This window comes from Pontibacillus yanchengensis, from assembly GCF_009856295.1.
GTDB lineage: Bacteria > Bacillota > Bacilli > Bacillales > BH030062 > Pontibacillus > Pontibacillus yanchengensis_A.
The window spans coordinates 1,168,854-1,183,699 of record NZ_WMEU01000001.1 but is presented as its reverse complement, the minus strand read 5'-3'; the positions used below and the strand labels follow the sequence as shown (position 1 = coordinate 1,183,699).

Here is a 14,846-nt window from a genome sequence, read left to right as displayed (position 1 = left end):
TCTGGCACCGTATTCTATAGCTTTGTATTACTCTTCTTAGCACGTTCTTCTAACTTGGACTTTGGTTGTTGATCGGCTTTGTCCTCCGTAAACCCTTGCGGATTCACGTTGGAAGACATTTTTCCTTTGTTTTGGTTTTTTCGTTTGCTCATGAAAAACACCTCCTGCCCTTAGTGTGGCAGAAGGTGTATGTTTTTATCCTATGAACAGATGCCAGGGACTTCAGTACGTTAACTCGATAATGCTTTAACAGTGTGGGAGTCTGACACCAAACAAGCGTGTTCTATGAAAGAGCAGGTGCCGTTAGCTGTTTTGTAATGGAGTACGTTTTCCAACCTCCATCAAGGTTTCGAGCTGTGAATCCATTATGAGTTAAGATGCGTGTAGCCAAGTATCCTCTAAGTCCAGCTTGACAATAAACGATAATGTTCTGATCCTTTGGAAGTTCATTCAGTCGATCTCGTAATTCATCTAATGGGATATTTTTTGCTCCATTAATGTAACCTTGTTCTAGTTCCTTAGGATTACGGACATCCACCACAAAATCCCCTAGCTCAACTGCATCTTGAACCTCATGCCATTGTAGTGTTTCTATATCCTCATTCATCATATTGCTAGCTACATATCCTAGCATATTTACAGGGTCCTTAGCTGAGGAATATGGGGGTGCATAAGCTAGCTCTAAATCTGTTAAATCTTCCACTGTTAGTCCGCCTTTAATGGCTGTGGCGATAACATCGATTCGTTTGTCTGCACCATCCTTCGCAACGATTTGCGCCCCAAGTAGCTTCCCATCCTCTTTTTGGAACAGTACTTTCATAGCCATTGGCGCTGCACCTGGATAATAGCCAGCGTGAGAACCAGGGTGAATATGGACGATACTGTAGGGAATATCTAGCATTTTCAAACGTTTCTCATTCAAACCTGTAGTAGCAACCGTGTACTCAAACACCTTTACAATGGAAGTTCCAAGCGTACCGTTATAGCCTTCCTGTTTACCGTAAATATGATTTGCAGCAATGCGACCTTGTCGATTAGCAGGCCATGCTAAGGGAACCATCGTCGGGGATCCAGTGATGTAATCTTTAACTTGTACAGCGTCTCCAACAGCATAAATGGATGGATTGCTTGTTTGCATGAAATCATTTACAATAATTCCACCTCTTTTTCCAACTTCTAAATCGGCATCTATTGCTAATGTATTTTCCGGCTGCACCCCAATAGATAGGATAATCATAGATGTAGCGATTCGATGCTGACTTTCTAATACAACCGATTTTCCTTCGTCTTCAATAGACTGAATCCCATCTTCTAAAATAAGCTCAATCCCTTTAGCTCGTAATTCCTCATGAACATAAGCAGCCATTTCCGGATCGATTGGCGCCATCACTTGATTACCTTTTTCAATTACGGTTACATTTAGACCTCGTTCAACTAAATTTTCAGCCATTTCGAGCCCGATAAACCCACCACCAACAACAGTTGCATGATTTGGTTGGTGACTATCTACATATGTTTTGATTCGATCCGTGTCAGGAATATTCCGAAGTGTAAAGACGTTCTTTTCATTTACCCCAGGAAATGGAGGGACAATGGGTTTCGCACCTGGAGATAAAATCAATACATCATAGCTTTCCTCATATTCAATTCCTGTTAAGCGATTTTTAGCATATACTGTTTTCGCATCTTTATCTATAGATTTGACTTCAGTTTGATTTCGAATATCTAAATGAAAACGTTTGGACATTCCCTCTACAGTTTGAACGAGAAGTTTATCACGTTGTTCAATGGCACCACCTATATAGTAAGGTAAACCGCAGTTTGCAAAAGAAATATATTCTCCACGTTCGAACATAACAATTTCGCTTGATTCATCTAAACGACGTAATCGAGCAGCAGCCGTAGCTCCTCCCGCAACTCCACCTATAATAACGATTTTTTTTCCCATCATCGTTCCTCCTCTACGTACTAAATATCAATTAATAAATACCCTTAACCGTATTTTATGTAAAAAAATAAAGAAAGTAAATCGGATATAAACGAAAGTTGTGTCAACTTTGTGGATGATGGATGGATTATAATAAAAATAAATGTAGTAAGTGCTAGGTTTATGCTGTGGTTTAATTGAAATAGATTCAGGGTTGCTATGTGTAATAGTGGTTAGAAAAAGAAGTCATCTGCAGTTCCATAATGACTTCGACAGAGAGAAGGGGGGGCAATTGCTGGAATCCAGAAGTAGACGTTACAAAAAACCTAGCACATGCCCATGTACTAGGTTTGGGAATCTTTATTTGTGATCCGTTTTTTTAGAAAATTGACGCTCACCATTTTGTCTCGCTTCTTCTCGTTGTTCATTCTTTAGGGCGCGCTTTGCATTGTTATCCAGAGGTTTCTTGTCGTTATCCTTTTTCATTTATATACACTCCTTTCTAATTCACCATTAGAATGTGCAATAAGAGGGTATATTATTTATAAGAATCATTGAGGAAAAATAACGCAATTGTACCTGGGCCAGAGTGAGCTCCAATGGAAGAGCCAACAGGATGAATAACAATATCCTTAGGGTTGAATTGTTCATTAATTTGCTCAGCTAATTGATTGGCACGCTCAAGGTCATCACCGTGACTGATGGCAACAATTTGATTGTTGAAGTCTTGTCCTCGCTCTTCCATTACTTCAATCATACGTTTGATTACTTTTTTCGAACCGCGAATTTTCTCTAAAGGAATCAATTTGCCTTCTTCAACATGCAAAAGGGGTTTTATTTTTAACATGGTACCGACAAAAGCAGCTGTCTTACTCACACGGCCACCACGCTTTAAATATTCTAAGTCGTCGACTGTGAAAATATGCTCCATATGATTCATATGGTATGTTCCCATTTCTACAACATCAGCAGCTGAAGCCCCTTCATGAGCAAGTTGAGCTGCTCGAAGAACAACTAAGCCAAATCCAAGGGACGCACAATGGGTATCAATGATTTGAAAATCAAAGTCAGGATACTCTTCGTTGACTTCTTGCTGCATCATTTTGCCAGTTTGATATGTACCAGAGAGTTCTGAGGAGAGGGCAAAATATATGCAGGTTTTCCCTTCTTTTGCACATGCTTCAAACTGCTCCTTAAATGTTTGTGGGGAAACTTGCGAAGTTTTCGGTTCCTTCCCATTTCTCATCGCATCATATACTTGTTTAGAGTCAATTGTTACAGCATCAAGGTAATCCTCATTATCTAGATGGACTGTAAGTGGAACACGTATAATATTGTATTTTTCTATGAGGGAATTAGGTAAATCACAACCTGAATCCGTAATAATTTGTACGTTCATGCTTTCACCCTTTTCTATAGTAAGCTTTTGTCAATAGTTTAATCTTAACATATAAGATAGTCAAAGGTTACATCAGTGAACCCTGATTTCACGCCCATCAACCAAAATGGAAGAAAAGTAAAGGTGAAATTAACATAAAAAGGCTTGATTTTCCAGTTGGATTGGTGGTACAAAGATAAGAGGGCGTCTTAGTATTGAAGGAGGTACCGGATGTTCATTTTCGAATTCAAGCGACTATTCATCGTCATATTAGGTGCAATATTGAACGCAATTGCACTAAACTTATTTCTTATTAAAGCAAACGTCTACGCAAGTGGATTTACAGGAGTAGCACAGCTCCTCTCGAGTTTATTACAAGACTATGTAGGTATAGGAATCACTACTGGTGTTATCCTATTTATATTAAATATTCCTGTCATTCTCTTAGGCTGGTTCAAAGTTGGAAGAGGATTTACTATCTACAGTTTACTTTCTGTCTTGTTCACAACAATTTTTTTGGAGATTATTCCTGTTAGACAGCTTTCCCCGGACATTCTACTAAATGCTGTATTTGGTGGAGTTATTGGGGCAGTTGGTATTGGCCTCACGTTAAAATGGGGTGCTTCTACCGGTGGTATGGACATTGTTGCAATGATATTGTCCAGGCTACGAGATCGACCAATTGGAACTTATTTCTTTATTATGAATGCAACTATTATCATTTTAGCCGGTTTATTGTATGATTGGGAGAAGGCACTTTATACCATCGTAACACTATATGTATCAACACGTGTGATTGACGCTATTCATACTCGTCATGAAAAACTGACAGCGATGATTATTACTACAGAAGCGGAAGAACTAGAAAGGGCCATTCATTCTAAGATGGTAAGAGGTATTACTACCGTCCCTGCTAAAGGTGCTTTCACCAGACAGGATAAAAACATGCTTATTATGGTCATCACGCGGTATGAACTATATGACTTAGAACACGTAATAAAAGACGTCGACCCACATGCATTTACCAACATTGTTCAAACGACTGGTATATTTGGGTTCTTTAGACGTGATGATTAGAAAGAGAGATGAAACGTTTCTTTCATTTAATCCGTCTAATTAATAGGAAGATAACATAAGAAAGGGTGGCAAACATGAAAAAACTTCTTGTTCTTGTCATGGCGCTAATTTTAGTAGCAGCCGGTTGTTCTTCATCATCAAAAGCAAACGATACTGACAATCAAGAGAACCAAGACAACCAAACGGAAGAAACATCAAGTAACGCTTCAGAAGAAGAAGAAAACAAAGACGATCAAAATAAGGAAGAGGAAAAGACAGACGAAATAAGCGTAAAGGAACTATTGCAACAACAAGAAATGTCTGCTAGTGCGAATGCAGAGACGGAACAAGTTACATTTGATTTCAGCATAAAAAATACAGCTGATAAACAAGTAGAACTTGGATTCTCATCTGGTCAACAATATGAAGTTGTTGTGAAAAATAAAAAAGGTGAAGAAGTTTATCGCTATTCACAAGGTAAAGCATTCACAGAAGCCTTAACATCTAAAAAGGTGAAAGCTGAAGAAAGTGTTGCATGGAAGCAAGCATGGAATTATAAAAAAGAAGACAAGCGTGTAGAGCCAGGAAAATACACGGCTGAAATCACACTAGTTCCAAATAAAATAAATGGAAAAACAATCGAAGCAAAGCCGTTTCAACAAACGGTAGAATTTGAAGTTGTTTCTGAAGATCAAGCCTTCCGTAACATTAATGTAGAAGGTTCTAATGGAGAATACACTGTAACTGGTGAAGCAAGAGTGTTTGAAGGAAGTTTTCTTTACAATGTGGAAGATGGACATAATGTCCTTGTAAATGAAACAGCTGTCCAAGCAAATCAGGGAGGACCAAACTGGGGTAAATTTGATTTTGATGTAAGCATTGCAAAAGATAAATTACCTTCTAATGGCACGCTAACCATGATGATGTACACGAAGAGTGCAAAAGACGGTTCTATTGAAAATGTTAAATACGTGAAGCTAGAGACATTTAAATAAGCAAGTAACAAAAAGCATGTGATTCTCCTCTATAGAGTCATATGCTTTTTCACATCTCCTGTACTTTCAATTTTATGTAGAAGGATTTTTCCAAGAGGGAGAATTAATATATAAAGAAAGCAGACTACCATTGATAGGTAGTCTGCTTTTTATTTAGTATCCGTAGCTTTCAAATACTTCTTTAACTTTAAGTGTAAGGTCTTCCCATGTTGCATCAAATGTTTTGTTAACAGTGATGAAGTTTTGGAAGCCAAATACGTTGTCCACGCCATCAATAGCCATAAGGTCATTCATGATCTTATAGTCACTTGTTTGGCCTGGCATTACCGCAACGCTACCATCTCCATCAAATATCATTCGATCAGACGTAAACTTATAAGCATTTGGGTTTGGTGTTTCTTGAGCTTGTACAGCCATACTATCCCTCCTCGAGTACTCAATCATATATTAGCATGAAATCATGGTCAGACAAAAGAATGTCAACTAAGTGAATTTTTCTTTCTTTTCCTATTTTCAATGTAAAAATATGTTACGATAAGCACATCATAACACATTCACATCATTCTAAAAGGTTTAGATGATTGTATAGAGGGCTACTTTCAAAAATCATGAGGAAAAGTGAGGACATTCATATGATCAAAAAAGGGATTTGGTTGGGTACTGTAACAGGCCTCTTACTTGGTATCGTTCTGTGGTTCATTGAATACACAACAGGTGTAAAAGTGTACTCGTTACTATTAAATATAGATTTTGTACCTGTAATTGGAGATATAGAATGGCCTATTTGGATGGAGTGGTTTTTCCATTTAACCATATCATGGGCGATTGCAATAATATACTTAGCTTGGATTAGGTTTCAATCAGATGGTGGTAAGAATGCAAGGTGGTCTACAGCGCTGTTATTAAGTGTTGTGGCAGCTCTAACCTACTTTCCCCTCACTGATTTAGCGATAAAGGAGACGCCGGCCCTTGATGATACTGTAGCTATTTTGTATTGGTTTATTGGACACATTGTTTACGCTGTAGCTTTAGTTAAATTAGATGAATGGACATAAACCTGGCTATCCTAATCATAAGGATAGCCAGGTTGTTTCCTCTACATCCAACGTTTCCAATCTCAAAAAGAAATTTAACGAACGAGTGTTGTAGCTGCGAATGCAGACGTGGACCATCCAAATGTTCGAGTGATTCCTTCTATGAAAGTGATATGTCATATATAAAGCAGTGAGGCATGAGCCTCACTGCTTACTGTGTGAAAGAGATTATTTTAACCCTTCGTGGCGTTCAATTTCTTGTTGAAGCTGTTGAAGTTGACCTTGTTCTTCTTCAGAAGCATTGGCACGAGCAGAGTTGATACAGTTTTTCGCGATACTGACCTCTTCTTGACTCGCTGCTCCTTTGCGGTTTGTGACATTACTGACAGCTTCTCTAGCCTGTTGGAATAAGTTATTTCTGTTCTGCATCTTTAAAAACCTCCCACAGTATGATTGTCTGATTCCTCACGTTTACGTTCTACTTCTGAGAACACTTCACGATACGGGAATCGTTCATCATGTTTCTTAACGGCATCTTTCCCTTGCTGAACAAAACGCTTCGATTTGCTTTTTTTGCTCAACTTAAATCCCCCCATAGAATGAAAAAAGCCTGAACACAACTTGTTGCTGTGTTCAAGCTTAGTATGGTCTAAAGGAAAGTGTTCATGTATTTCAATAATTGGGAAAGGATCTACTACATTGCTTAGGAGGATAATTTTAGAAAATCCTCAAGGAAACAAGCAATACCATCGCCTTCATTGGAATGGGTGGTATAATTAGCAACGTCTTTCAGCTCTGATATAGCATTATCCATCGCAACACCAACACCTGCATATTCCAACATTTCTAAATCATTATCCTCATCACCAAAGGCTATGATACGCTCCTCAGGGATATGATAGTAATGAGCAATTTTTTGGAGTCCTACTGCTTTATTCAACCCTGCGCGCACAATTTCAATTACATGCCAAGGAGCACCCCATTTTCGATGGTCGATGACTTCGGCATGCTTATCTGTTAATTGATCGCGTAGTGCTTGAATTTTATCAATTTCCGGATGAATCAATATGGAGGTAGGATCATCTTTCAAATTGGATGATAGGCTTCCTATGTTTATAGGTGTATCGCTCGTTTGAAAAATTTCCATAAGCTCTTCATCATATTGATCAAGATAAACATCATCCCGAACTTCTGCAAGCACATTCTTAACACCTAACTCTTTACACGTATGTAAAATACTGTGAGCTGTACGGATTGACATAGGAGAATGTATGGCATCCCAGTAATGATTCTTCGGATGGTGAATTAAAGCCCCATTAAAGTTTACCATAGGGGTGTCTAACTCCATCTCATTATAATAATGAATACTTGCTCGGTGCGGTCTTCCTGTTGCGATAGACACAATGTGTCCTTCTGCTCTTGCTTTGGCAATCGCCTGTTTGTTGCGCTCACTAATGATTTTTTCATCGGTTAGAAGCGTTCCATCTAAATCTAAAGCGATTAAGTATTTTTCCATCATGTTTACCACCTCTTATGGTTTTTAGTTTATAACTATGACTTATTATATGTAAAGGTTGAACTAACTAGGATGGCCTTTTTCTTTCTTTTCCCAATTGAGAGTGTTAGCATAGATAGTGTTGAGAACAAAATTATAGAATACATATTGTATGGAAAAAAGGAAGGGAAACAGCCATCATGATAGGAATTTATCGTGAAACCATTGAAAACATTCCATCACTTATTGTGGTCGATTCGAGTAAAGAGAACCAACCACTTCCTCTTGTCATGTATATTCATGGCATTACAAGTGTGAAAGAACAAAACTTACCAATAGCATATTCACTTGCTTCAAAAGGATATCGAGTCGTTTTACCTGATTGTTATCTACATGGAGAACGAGAAGAAGGGATGAACAATCAAGAACTTACCTATCGATTATGGGACGTTGTTGTTCAAAACTTAAAGGAATTACCGATTTTACAACAATCTTTAGAACAACGTAACCTGATTAAAGATGGACGAATCGGTTTAGCAGGAACAAGCATGGGAGGCATAACGACTAGTGCTGCCCTCACACAATACAACTGGATTAAAGTAGCTGCTGTATTGATGGGGTCACCTCAGCCAGTACGATTTGCTGAGGAACAAGTTGCTACCATTAAAGAGATGGACATGGATGTGCCAATGACAGAAGAAGAACAGCAAGAATTAATTCGCTCGCTGGCCAATATAGACCTATCCAAGCAAATTGATAAGTTATATGGTAGACCAATGTTTTTCTGGCACGGAGAAGAGGACAATGTAGTGCCATTTGACCACTCCTATAGTTTTTACAATGATGCGATTTCCCATTATAAAAACCCAGAGAACATTCGTTTCTTACGAGAAGTTGGGCGAGATCATAAAGTTTCTACCTATGCAGTTTCAGAGACTGTAAATTGGTTTGATTTACACTTATAAGGAGTAAGGCTAAAGGTAGTGACCTGGCTTTCATTCTAGAGAGTTTTTCGTTATAATAATGATTAGGAAACAAGAAGGGGGAAAACACCTATGGATCAACAGTTACACGATAACATGATGGGTGCACTTGAAAATGTAATTGACCCTGAGCTTGGCATTGATATTGTTAACCTCGGGCTAATATACGGAGTAGATCGTGATGAAGATGGTGTAGGCCATGTCACGATGACTTTAACAGCTATGGGTTGCCCACTAGCTGCTACGATTGAACAGGATGTTAAACGTGTTCTATCTGATTTACCAGAGTTAAATGATATCGAAGTGCATATTGTTTGGAGTCCGCCTTGGACGAAGGACAAGATGTCTCGCTATGCGAAAATCGCACTTGGTATCCCGGATTGATTTAGATAAAAACCCTTGTTGGTCATGATACCAACAAGGGTTTTTACATATAAAATGGATGAAAGGAGTTCCTCTCATGAACAAACATCCATTTGTAGTTTGGCAAGTCGTTGGATTTAAAAATAGTGGCAAAACAACTGTCGTCTCTCAGCTAATCAAAAGGTTACAACAACAAGGATATCGTGTTGGTTCCCTTAAGCATCATGGACATGGTGGTCCTCCATTGATAGAAGGTGTTGCCACAGATAGCGGTAAACATCGTCAAGCAGGAGCTGTTGTCAGTGGTGTTGAAGGAGATGGCATTTTTCATTGGATAGCGAAAAAACAATCATGGTCTCTTGAGGAAATGCTTCATATGTATGAAGTTATGGACGTGGATGTTGTTCTGCTGGAAGGCTTCAAACGTGCGACTTATCCTAAAACAGTCATCCTTAAAGATGAATATGATCTATCATTACTAGAGGAATGCTCTCATATTGATTCTTATCTTTATTGGGGTCAAGTTCCTTTCTTTTCGATTGAGGAAGATGGGGCAGCTTTTTCAATATATCATTCTAAATCGATAGAGGAACTGTCAAAACGAATAATAGAGAGGTGTAAATAAAATGAGTAACTATTTTCGTATAACAGACCAGTTTATTTCTGTGGAAAATGTGGTAAATAAAGTTGTAAGACCAGAAAGTGGTGCAGTCAACACCTTTATTGGTACGGTTCGCGAATTTACGAAAGGCAAGCGGACCCTTTATTTACACTATGATGCTTATGTTCCGATGGCTGAAAAGAAATTGGCGCAAATCGGGGATGAAATTCAAGGGAAATGGCCGGATGCACTAGTAGCGATCACCCATCGTATTGGTGAACTGCACATATCTGATATTGCCGTGGTGATTGCGGTCTCAACACCACATAGGGCAGACTCCTATGATGCTAGTCGCTATGCGATTGAACGCATTAAAGAGATCGTCCCAATTTGGAAAAAAGAACACTGGGAGGATGGAGAGTCTTGGATTGGCAATCAACTCGAGACTAAATCCTATCCGACCGGAAAGCCTGAAGAGGAGGATTTATATGGTTAAAGTATTACTATTTGCACAATTTCAAGAAGCAGCAGGTAGAGAAAGTGTAGAAATCGATGCAGCTGGACATCCTGTCTCTCACGTTAAATCCGTGTTGAAAGAAAACTACGGCATTCTAGAATTGGATGATGCGAACGTAGCTGTTAACGAAGAATATACAAACATGTCAACAGAGCTGAAAGACGGTGACACTGTTGCATTTATCCCACCAGTAAGCGGTGGCTGATGAAAGCTGAATAGAAACACAGAAAACGTCTAGGTATCATTAACCTAGACGTTTTTTGGTAATGGGATATTCTAGTATAGTGATGCAATCAAATAGTGCTAATAATCTGTTATTTTGAAGACTTAAATTCGAGATAGTGTTTGCTTTACCCACTCCGAGATGAGTTATGCTCTCTTCAATCCTGCTTATGCTTGCTTCATCTCCTCATGCCCCGTTTGTTGAATAACTTCTCTTTTCTTACTAAAAGGGGGGGGGCTTATTCAACTGGAGAGGGAGTATTGCTACGAGAAAATTGACTCATTTTTGACTAGTGAGAAGCTGCACAAAAAAATGCCTGAAATCTCTATAAAGAGGTTTCAGGCATCTTCTTAACTACATCTTATGATGAGAGTCACCGTTTCAATCCTTTTGCAAGGTTAACAATAAGTAAAATTAGGGCAATTACTAATAGAAGGTGTATAATTCCGCCTCCGATTTGTAGGGAGAATCCTAGTAACCATAGAATTAATAATACAATTAAAATTGTCCACAACATCTTGTAACCCTCCTTCTACTATGTATAGTGCCCTTTTGAGGAAGAATCGAAACGTAATATGAGATTACATTCATATTTCAAAAGTAAGGCATCCTCGAAAGGGGAGGGTCCTTATGCTACATGAAGATAAATACAAGCGCGCCTACGATAAAGCAATAAAAGGAAAAATACTTTAGATTTCCTTTTGCCATAATGTTCATAAACCAACGTAGCGCATAGTAGGAAGCTATGATAGATCCGAGGAAGGCAAGGATGTACGGTATTAGTTTAGCTTCTCCCTGGGCCATAAGATCTCCAACACTTAAGACAACAGTTCCGAGACTAACAGGAATGAATAACAAGAAAGAAAAACGTAGAGCGGTTTCTTGTTTCCAACCTAGGAGCATGGCAGCTACAATGGTAGCACCAGAACGACTAATACCAGGAATCAAAGCAACAGCTTGAGCAAGACCTACAATAATAACACCGATCCATGTAATATCATGGTCTCCTTTGATTCCTTTTAAGTTACGAATAATCCAAAGTGCAACACCAGTTATAATAAGCGTAATACCGACCATTTTCGCTTTATCCCCAAAAGTATTCCCAATCCAGTCTTCTAATAATATACCTAGAATAGCAGCTGGGATTGTACCGATGATGAGGTAGATGATAAAGCGAGAATCATTTTTCTTATCTTCATTTCTCGTATTGCCAACTAAAAAGGCTAGTCCATTTTTAATTAAGCGGATTAAATCTTTCCGATAAACCATCAGAACTGCAATAAGGGAGCCAAAATTCACCAAAACTTCGAACGTAAGGCCTTGCTCGTCCATTTTAAAAAGCTCTTGAACAATGACTAAATGTCCACTCGATGAAATGGGGATGGGTTCCGTGAAGCCTTGAAACACCCCTAAAAACAAATACTTTATTAGTTCAAACAATTTTTCCATGTTACGTTTTCCTCCTGTTCCAAATGAATCTGTTTAATGGACAGTCATGTCCAGATTCTCTATATAGTACGACTGCTCCATTTCACATTTGTGGGCTGGGTGAATATCCTACATCATAGAGGAGGTCATTACTTATGAGAAAGAGAAAAGGACAAAGTTCTACCTACAGTCATATGTATTCTTTATGTAACAAGCATATGAATCAATATATATTAGCGCAATTAGCAGATGGTGAGCATGTTGATGGTGTCATTACTGGAGTGGATGGTGATTATCTGTATTTAGCCATTCCAACATCAGTTGAACAACATAATACATCTGAACCTAATGCTCCTACCTACCCAGCGTATTCTTCAACTACTTCATCTCTTCGACAATTCGGTGGTATGAGCAAAAGTGGGAGGTTTGGACCCTCAACAATTCAATCATACCAGCCACCACAACGATTTCAACGCCTGATTTTACCATTGTCTGTACTAGTTACGGTAAATGCTTTGCCATGGTATTAAATCAGTATTTGTTAGTATAAATCTCTTGCTCCGACGTCAAACTACTATATAAAGACATGTAAAGGAGTTTGAAATTTATGGGGCAAAGACATCAATTTAAACATGGCGATAAAGCGCCCAATAATGGGGTTTATGTAGAGATTGGAGAAACGGGAAGTATGGTGAAAGACCCGAAGCAAATCCGCTTAAATGCAGGTCAATCCTTCCCGGCGAACTCAAATAAAGATCGAGTATGGTCTTATAAAAGAAAACCATAAACAATAGCATCCACCATCTGATGCATGCTAAAAAATAAGCTCAATGAGCACTTGCTCATCTGTAATGGGTTTATAAATTCTAGAGTGGCGTTGAAGCTATTTATGAAATGAATCTTAAAAAGAGAAAAATCCTCCTTCCTTACCGGGAAAGGAGGATTTTTGATTAAAAATAGCGAATGACGAAGTAGTATAATACAACTTCGTCACTCATTTATTCGGTGTCTTCTTTTAATGCGCCTTCACCTAAAATTAATACAGTTAAAGTGAAAGCTACGGTTAGCACAATTGCTTGGGACAAATGGAATGCTCCACCGTTCATACTTGATACTACATATGTAACCATGCAGCTAAGTAGAAAGCCCCAAAAGATTGACCAGAACAAACGCATAATGCTCACCTCTATTTCAACAATCTGTTTTAAGTTTATCAAACGTTTTCAGAAAAATAAACACTAAGATAATTTTATTGGTAAGAACTTTTCTAGATAAAGGCATGTGACCATACAATGCTATATCCTATACATACATTATAAAGGATATAACCCTTTAATAAAGGATGAGACTGAATGGATAACTCCTTGGATGTCATAACAAGAACATTCCAATTGGATAAACAAACCTGCTTGCTGCATCTCCCAGAAAAACCAAATGGATTTTTAATCCTTTACCTTGGTGACGCTGGACATTATGTAGAAGAACATCAATCGTTTTGGAGTGAACATCCTGAAAGAGCAAGCTTGCTAAATCAATTGTTAGAGAACGGGTACACTTTGTTTACGAGTCAACTGTACGGAAATGGGTGGGGAAGTCCTAAAACCACACATCTATTACACCAAGTCTTACAATTTGTTCGACGACAAGAAATCGTTAATCCGCATATTCATGTTATTGCCGAGGGTATGGGAGCATTAACAGCACTAAGATGGCAAGAGAATCATGACATTTCCATACGCTCATTTGTATTTTTTACACCTTGTTTGAGTATGAAAGCTTTGTTTGACCAAGAACGAAGTAATCAAGTCTTCTTCAAACGATTGAAAAAAGAACTAGCATCGGCATATGATTTAGAGGAGAAGAATGTAGAAAAGGATGTGATACAGCCATCTTCCTTACCTCAAACCGAGACACCTGCTTTGATTTTTCATGATGTATCATGTCAACATTATTCGGTCCATGAGCATAGCCGACGTTTTGAAGAAGAACAACACTATTTAAATAGAAGAGTTGAGCTCAAATTAGCAATACATCCCATTTTACCAAGAGTGACCACCTCTATTCTCCGATTTATGAAAGAATATGAAACGACATTAAGTAGTTCCTATTAAAGCATGATTACAGAGATACATCATACGCTATAATAGGAGGGGAGAAAAGGATGAATTATCTTGTATGGGGTTGTTATGAAGGAATTGGATTTCATATTGTGAATGCCTTATTAGATGAGGGGCATGAAGTTGTAGGAATTGATAAACGAACAGAAAAAAAAGAAACCTTGGCGATGTTCATTGGTAGAAATTCGAACTTTTCATACTACAATACGGTGGAGGATTATATGAAGGAAGAGGATGACAACGCATTTGAAGAAATGTATGTCGTAGAGCATGAAAATCACTCCCCGCCATGGAAACAATTAGAACATATCGACGCCTCTTCCCGTGTTCGCATTCTACCTTATAATCAATTAGACCAGGGGAAAAACGGATGGATAACCGTCCAAGTGGAACGCTGTTATGGTCCGTGGCTATCTACTCCTCTGTCAACTATAAAGAAACAAGACATACCAGTTGAGGATGTGATTTCTCCCATTTTTAAAGTCGCAGCTTCAGTTGTTGAAAAAGATGTGGTAACGCTCGGGATGGATGAAGGAAAGGAACACGAGAAGTATGATAGAACCATTACTAGAACAAAGCCTTTTGATGAAACGATCAAACGTGCACAAGAACATCAATCTCAATACCCTTCCTATTATGAAAAATAACGCTTAACATGTGCATACATTTACGAATGAAAGGATAAGAGATACAATATGGCTAGATAAACTAGTGGGATGAAGTCATAGA

Annotated in this window: 23 protein-coding genes; 12 read left to right on the top strand and 11 right to left on the bottom strand. The window is 38.4% G+C overall.

Annotated features, from left to right (window positions below; genetic code table 11):
- Window positions 1–14: 14 nt before the first annotated feature.
- From sspL to GLW08_RS05715, 4 genes are all read right to left on the bottom strand, one after another.
- Window positions 15–152 (bottom strand): small, acid-soluble spore protein L, encoded by a 138-nt coding sequence (gene sspL, locus GLW08_RS05730; RefSeq protein WP_160847568.1) that lies wholly within the window; start codon window positions 150–152, stop codon window positions 15–17.
- Window positions 153–283: 131 nt separating this feature from the next.
- Window positions 284–1,948 (bottom strand): CoA-disulfide reductase, encoded by a 1,665-nt coding sequence (locus GLW08_RS05725; protein ID WP_202406191.1) that lies wholly within the window; start codon window positions 1,946–1,948, stop codon window positions 284–286.
- A gap of 339 nt (window positions 1,949–2,287) precedes the next feature.
- Window positions 2,288–2,413: a DUF3941 domain-containing protein gene (locus tag GLW08_RS05720; protein WP_160847566.1), complete on the bottom strand. Its 126-nt coding sequence runs from the start codon at window positions 2,411–2,413 to the stop codon at window positions 2,288–2,290.
- Between the two features lie 52 nt (window positions 2,414–2,465).
- Entirely contained in the window at window positions 2,466–3,326 is an 861-nt protein-coding gene (locus tag GLW08_RS05715) for a DegV family protein (RefSeq protein ID WP_160847565.1), read from the bottom strand.
- A gap of 210 nt (window positions 3,327–3,536) precedes the next feature.
- On the opposite strand from GLW08_RS05715, the gene GLW08_RS05710 reads away from it, so the two are divergent.
- A complete protein-coding gene (locus GLW08_RS05710; RefSeq protein ID WP_160847564.1) occupies window positions 3,537–4,382 on the top strand; it encodes a YitT family protein in 846 nt (281 codons plus the stop codon).
- A gap of 74 nt (window positions 4,383–4,456) precedes the next feature.
- Window positions 4,457–5,356 (top strand): BsuPI-related putative proteinase inhibitor, encoded by a 900-nt coding sequence (locus tag GLW08_RS05705; RefSeq protein WP_160847563.1) that lies wholly within the window; start codon window positions 4,457–4,459, stop codon window positions 5,354–5,356.
- A 153-nt stretch (window positions 5,357–5,509) separates the two neighbouring features.
- On the opposite strand, the gene GLW08_RS05700 is transcribed toward GLW08_RS05705, so the two are convergent.
- A complete protein-coding gene (locus GLW08_RS05700; RefSeq protein ID WP_160847562.1) occupies window positions 5,510–5,773 on the bottom strand; it encodes a NifU N-terminal domain-containing protein in 264 nt (87 codons plus the stop codon).
- A 215-nt stretch (window positions 5,774–5,988) separates the two neighbouring features.
- Between GLW08_RS05700 and GLW08_RS05695 the strand changes: the two genes are divergently transcribed.
- Window positions 5,989–6,411: a hypothetical protein gene (locus GLW08_RS05695; protein ID WP_160847561.1), complete on the top strand. Its 423-nt coding sequence runs from the start codon at window positions 5,989–5,991 to the stop codon at window positions 6,409–6,411.
- 207 nt (window positions 6,412–6,618) lie between these two features.
- On the opposite strand, the gene GLW08_RS05690 is transcribed toward GLW08_RS05695, so the two are convergent.
- The 3 genes from GLW08_RS05690 to GLW08_RS05685 all read right to left on the bottom strand — a co-directional run bounded on the left by GLW08_RS05690 (window position 6,619) and on the right by GLW08_RS05685 (window position 7,909).
- Window positions 6,619–6,819: a DUF3813 family protein gene (locus tag GLW08_RS05690; protein ID WP_160847560.1), complete on the bottom strand. Its 201-nt coding sequence runs from the start codon at window positions 6,817–6,819 to the stop codon at window positions 6,619–6,621.
- Between the two features lie 2 nt (window positions 6,820–6,821).
- Window positions 6,822–6,971, bottom strand: a complete 150-nt coding sequence (locus tag GLW08_RS21595) for a hypothetical protein (protein ID WP_202406190.1) — start codon at window positions 6,969–6,971, stop codon at window positions 6,822–6,824.
- A 122-nt stretch (window positions 6,972–7,093) separates the two neighbouring features.
- Complete coding sequence (locus tag GLW08_RS05685; protein WP_160847559.1) at window positions 7,094–7,909, bottom strand: Cof-type HAD-IIB family hydrolase; 816 nt, start codon at window positions 7,907–7,909, stop codon at window positions 7,094–7,096.
- 176 nt (window positions 7,910–8,085) lie between these two features.
- Here GLW08_RS05685 and GLW08_RS05680 point away from each other — a divergent pair, with 176 nt between their 5' ends.
- The 5 genes from GLW08_RS05680 (at window position 8,086) to moaD (ending at window position 10,554) form a co-directional block, all read left to right on the top strand.
- Window positions 8,086–8,850: an alpha/beta fold hydrolase gene (locus tag GLW08_RS05680; protein ID WP_160847558.1), complete on the top strand. Its 765-nt coding sequence runs from the start codon at window positions 8,086–8,088 to the stop codon at window positions 8,848–8,850.
- Window positions 8,851–8,940: 90 nt separating this feature from the next.
- Window positions 8,941–9,252 carry a metal-sulfur cluster assembly factor gene (locus tag GLW08_RS05675; RefSeq protein WP_036815677.1) on the top strand — a complete coding sequence of 104 codons (312 nt, stop codon included), beginning with the start codon at window positions 8,941–8,943 and terminating at the stop codon, window positions 9,250–9,252.
- A 76-nt stretch (window positions 9,253–9,328) separates the two neighbouring features.
- Window positions 9,329–9,856 carry a molybdopterin-guanine dinucleotide biosynthesis protein B gene (mobB, locus tag GLW08_RS05670; protein ID WP_160847557.1) on the top strand — a complete coding sequence of 176 codons (528 nt, stop codon included), beginning with the start codon at window positions 9,329–9,331 and terminating at the stop codon, window positions 9,854–9,856.
- 1 nt (window position 9,857) lies between these two features.
- Complete coding sequence (locus GLW08_RS05665) at window positions 9,858–10,328, top strand: molybdenum cofactor biosynthesis protein MoaE (RefSeq protein ID WP_160847556.1); 471 nt, start codon at window positions 9,858–9,860, stop codon at window positions 10,326–10,328.
- Window positions 10,321–10,554 carry a molybdopterin converting factor subunit 1 gene (gene moaD, locus GLW08_RS05660; RefSeq protein WP_160847555.1) on the top strand — a complete coding sequence of 78 codons (234 nt, stop codon included), beginning with the start codon at window positions 10,321–10,323 and terminating at the stop codon, window positions 10,552–10,554. Before GLW08_RS05665 ends, moaD begins: the two co-directional genes overlap by 8 nt.
- A gap of 391 nt (window positions 10,555–10,945) precedes the next feature.
- On the opposite strand, the gene GLW08_RS05655 is transcribed toward moaD, so the two are convergent.
- Window positions 10,946–11,089: a lmo0937 family membrane protein gene (locus tag GLW08_RS05655; RefSeq protein ID WP_152600694.1), complete on the bottom strand. Its 144-nt coding sequence runs from the start codon at window positions 11,087–11,089 to the stop codon at window positions 10,946–10,948.
- Window positions 11,090–11,205: 116 nt separating this feature from the next.
- A complete protein-coding gene (locus GLW08_RS05650; protein WP_160847554.1) occupies window positions 11,206–12,021 on the bottom strand; it encodes an undecaprenyl-diphosphate phosphatase in 816 nt (271 codons plus the stop codon).
- A 134-nt stretch (window positions 12,022–12,155) separates the two neighbouring features.
- On the opposite strand from GLW08_RS05650, the gene GLW08_RS05645 reads away from it, so the two are divergent.
- Both GLW08_RS05645 and GLW08_RS05640 read left to right on the top strand, forming a co-directional pair.
- Window positions 12,156–12,530: a hypothetical protein gene (locus GLW08_RS05645; protein WP_160847553.1), complete on the top strand. Its 375-nt coding sequence runs from the start codon at window positions 12,156–12,158 to the stop codon at window positions 12,528–12,530.
- A 77-nt stretch (window positions 12,531–12,607) separates the two neighbouring features.
- Window positions 12,608–12,787 carry a YjzC family protein gene (locus tag GLW08_RS05640; RefSeq protein WP_160847552.1) on the top strand — a complete coding sequence of 60 codons (180 nt, stop codon included), beginning with the start codon at window positions 12,608–12,610 and terminating at the stop codon, window positions 12,785–12,787.
- A gap of 211 nt (window positions 12,788–12,998) precedes the next feature.
- On the opposite strand, the gene GLW08_RS05635 is transcribed toward GLW08_RS05640, so the two are convergent.
- Entirely contained in the window at window positions 12,999–13,175 is a 177-nt protein-coding gene (locus tag GLW08_RS05635) for a YjzD family protein (protein ID WP_160847551.1), read from the bottom strand.
- A gap of 177 nt (window positions 13,176–13,352) precedes the next feature.
- Between GLW08_RS05635 and GLW08_RS05630 the strand changes: the two genes are divergently transcribed.
- Entirely contained in the window at window positions 13,353–14,111 is a 759-nt protein-coding gene (locus GLW08_RS05630) for a hypothetical protein (RefSeq protein ID WP_160847550.1), read from the top strand.
- Between the two features lie 50 nt (window positions 14,112–14,161).
- A complete protein-coding gene (locus GLW08_RS05625) occupies window positions 14,162–14,764 on the top strand; it encodes a hypothetical protein (protein ID WP_160847549.1) in 603 nt (200 codons plus the stop codon).
- Window positions 14,765–14,846: the final 82 nt, after the last annotated feature.

What these genes read in the sequence shown, in the direction of transcription:
- GLW08_RS05725 (WP_202406191.1), bottom strand. Translation starts at nt 1,948, where the DNA reads ATGGGAAAAAAAATCGTTATTATAGGTGGAGTTGCGGGAGGAGCTACG.
- mobB (WP_160847557.1), top strand. Translation starts at nt 9,329, where the DNA reads ATGAACAAACATCCATTTGTAGTTTGGCAAGTCGTTGGATTTAAAAAT.
- GLW08_RS05715 (WP_160847565.1), bottom strand. Translation starts at nt 3,326, where the DNA reads ATGAACGTACAAATTATTACGGATTCAGGTTGTGATTTACCTAATTCC.
- GLW08_RS05650 (WP_160847554.1), bottom strand. Translation starts at nt 12,021, where the DNA reads ATGGAAAAATTGTTTGAACTAATAAAGTATTTGTTTTTAGGGGTGTTT.
- sspL (WP_160847568.1), bottom strand. Translation starts at nt 152, where the DNA reads ATGAGCAAACGAAAAAACCAAAACAAAGGAAAAATGTCTTCCAACGTG.
- GLW08_RS05710 (WP_160847564.1), top strand. Translation starts at nt 3,537, where the DNA reads ATGTTCATTTTCGAATTCAAGCGACTATTCATCGTCATATTAGGTGCA.
- GLW08_RS05665 (WP_160847556.1), top strand. Translation starts at nt 9,858, where the DNA reads ATGAGTAACTATTTTCGTATAACAGACCAGTTTATTTCTGTGGAAAAT.
- GLW08_RS05675 (WP_036815677.1), top strand. Translation starts at nt 8,941, where the DNA reads ATGGATCAACAGTTACACGATAACATGATGGGTGCACTTGAAAATGTA.
- moaD (WP_160847555.1), top strand. Translation starts at nt 10,321, where the DNA reads ATGGTTAAAGTATTACTATTTGCACAATTTCAAGAAGCAGCAGGTAGA.
- GLW08_RS05720 (WP_160847566.1), bottom strand. Translation starts at nt 2,413, where the DNA reads ATGAAAAAGGATAACGACAAGAAACCTCTGGATAACAATGCAAAGCGC.
- GLW08_RS05640 (WP_160847552.1), top strand. Translation starts at nt 12,608, where the DNA reads ATGGGGCAAAGACATCAATTTAAACATGGCGATAAAGCGCCCAATAAT.
- GLW08_RS05690 (WP_160847560.1), bottom strand. Translation starts at nt 6,819, where the DNA reads ATGCAGAACAGAAATAACTTATTCCAACAGGCTAGAGAAGCTGTCAGT.
- GLW08_RS05635 (WP_160847551.1), bottom strand. Translation starts at nt 13,175, where the DNA reads ATGCGTTTGTTCTGGTCAATCTTTTGGGGCTTTCTACTTAGCTGCATG.
- GLW08_RS05625 (WP_160847549.1), top strand. Translation starts at nt 14,162, where the DNA reads ATGAATTATCTTGTATGGGGTTGTTATGAAGGAATTGGATTTCATATT.
- GLW08_RS05705 (WP_160847563.1), top strand. Translation starts at nt 4,457, where the DNA reads ATGAAAAAACTTCTTGTTCTTGTCATGGCGCTAATTTTAGTAGCAGCC.
- GLW08_RS05645 (WP_160847553.1), top strand. Translation starts at nt 12,156, where the DNA reads ATGAGAAAGAGAAAAGGACAAAGTTCTACCTACAGTCATATGTATTCT.
- GLW08_RS05700 (WP_160847562.1), bottom strand. Translation starts at nt 5,773, where the DNA reads ATGGCTGTACAAGCTCAAGAAACACCAAACCCAAATGCTTATAAGTTT.
- GLW08_RS05630 (WP_160847550.1), top strand. Translation starts at nt 13,353, where the DNA reads ATGGATAACTCCTTGGATGTCATAACAAGAACATTCCAATTGGATAAA.
- GLW08_RS05680 (WP_160847558.1), top strand. Translation starts at nt 8,086, where the DNA reads ATGATAGGAATTTATCGTGAAACCATTGAAAACATTCCATCACTTATT.
- GLW08_RS05655 (WP_152600694.1), bottom strand. Translation starts at nt 11,089, where the DNA reads ATGTTGTGGACAATTTTAATTGTATTATTAATTCTATGGTTACTAGGA.
- GLW08_RS05685 (WP_160847559.1), bottom strand. Translation starts at nt 7,909, where the DNA reads ATGATGGAAAAATACTTAATCGCTTTAGATTTAGATGGAACGCTTCTA.
- GLW08_RS05695 (WP_160847561.1), top strand. Translation starts at nt 5,989, where the DNA reads ATGATCAAAAAAGGGATTTGGTTGGGTACTGTAACAGGCCTCTTACTT.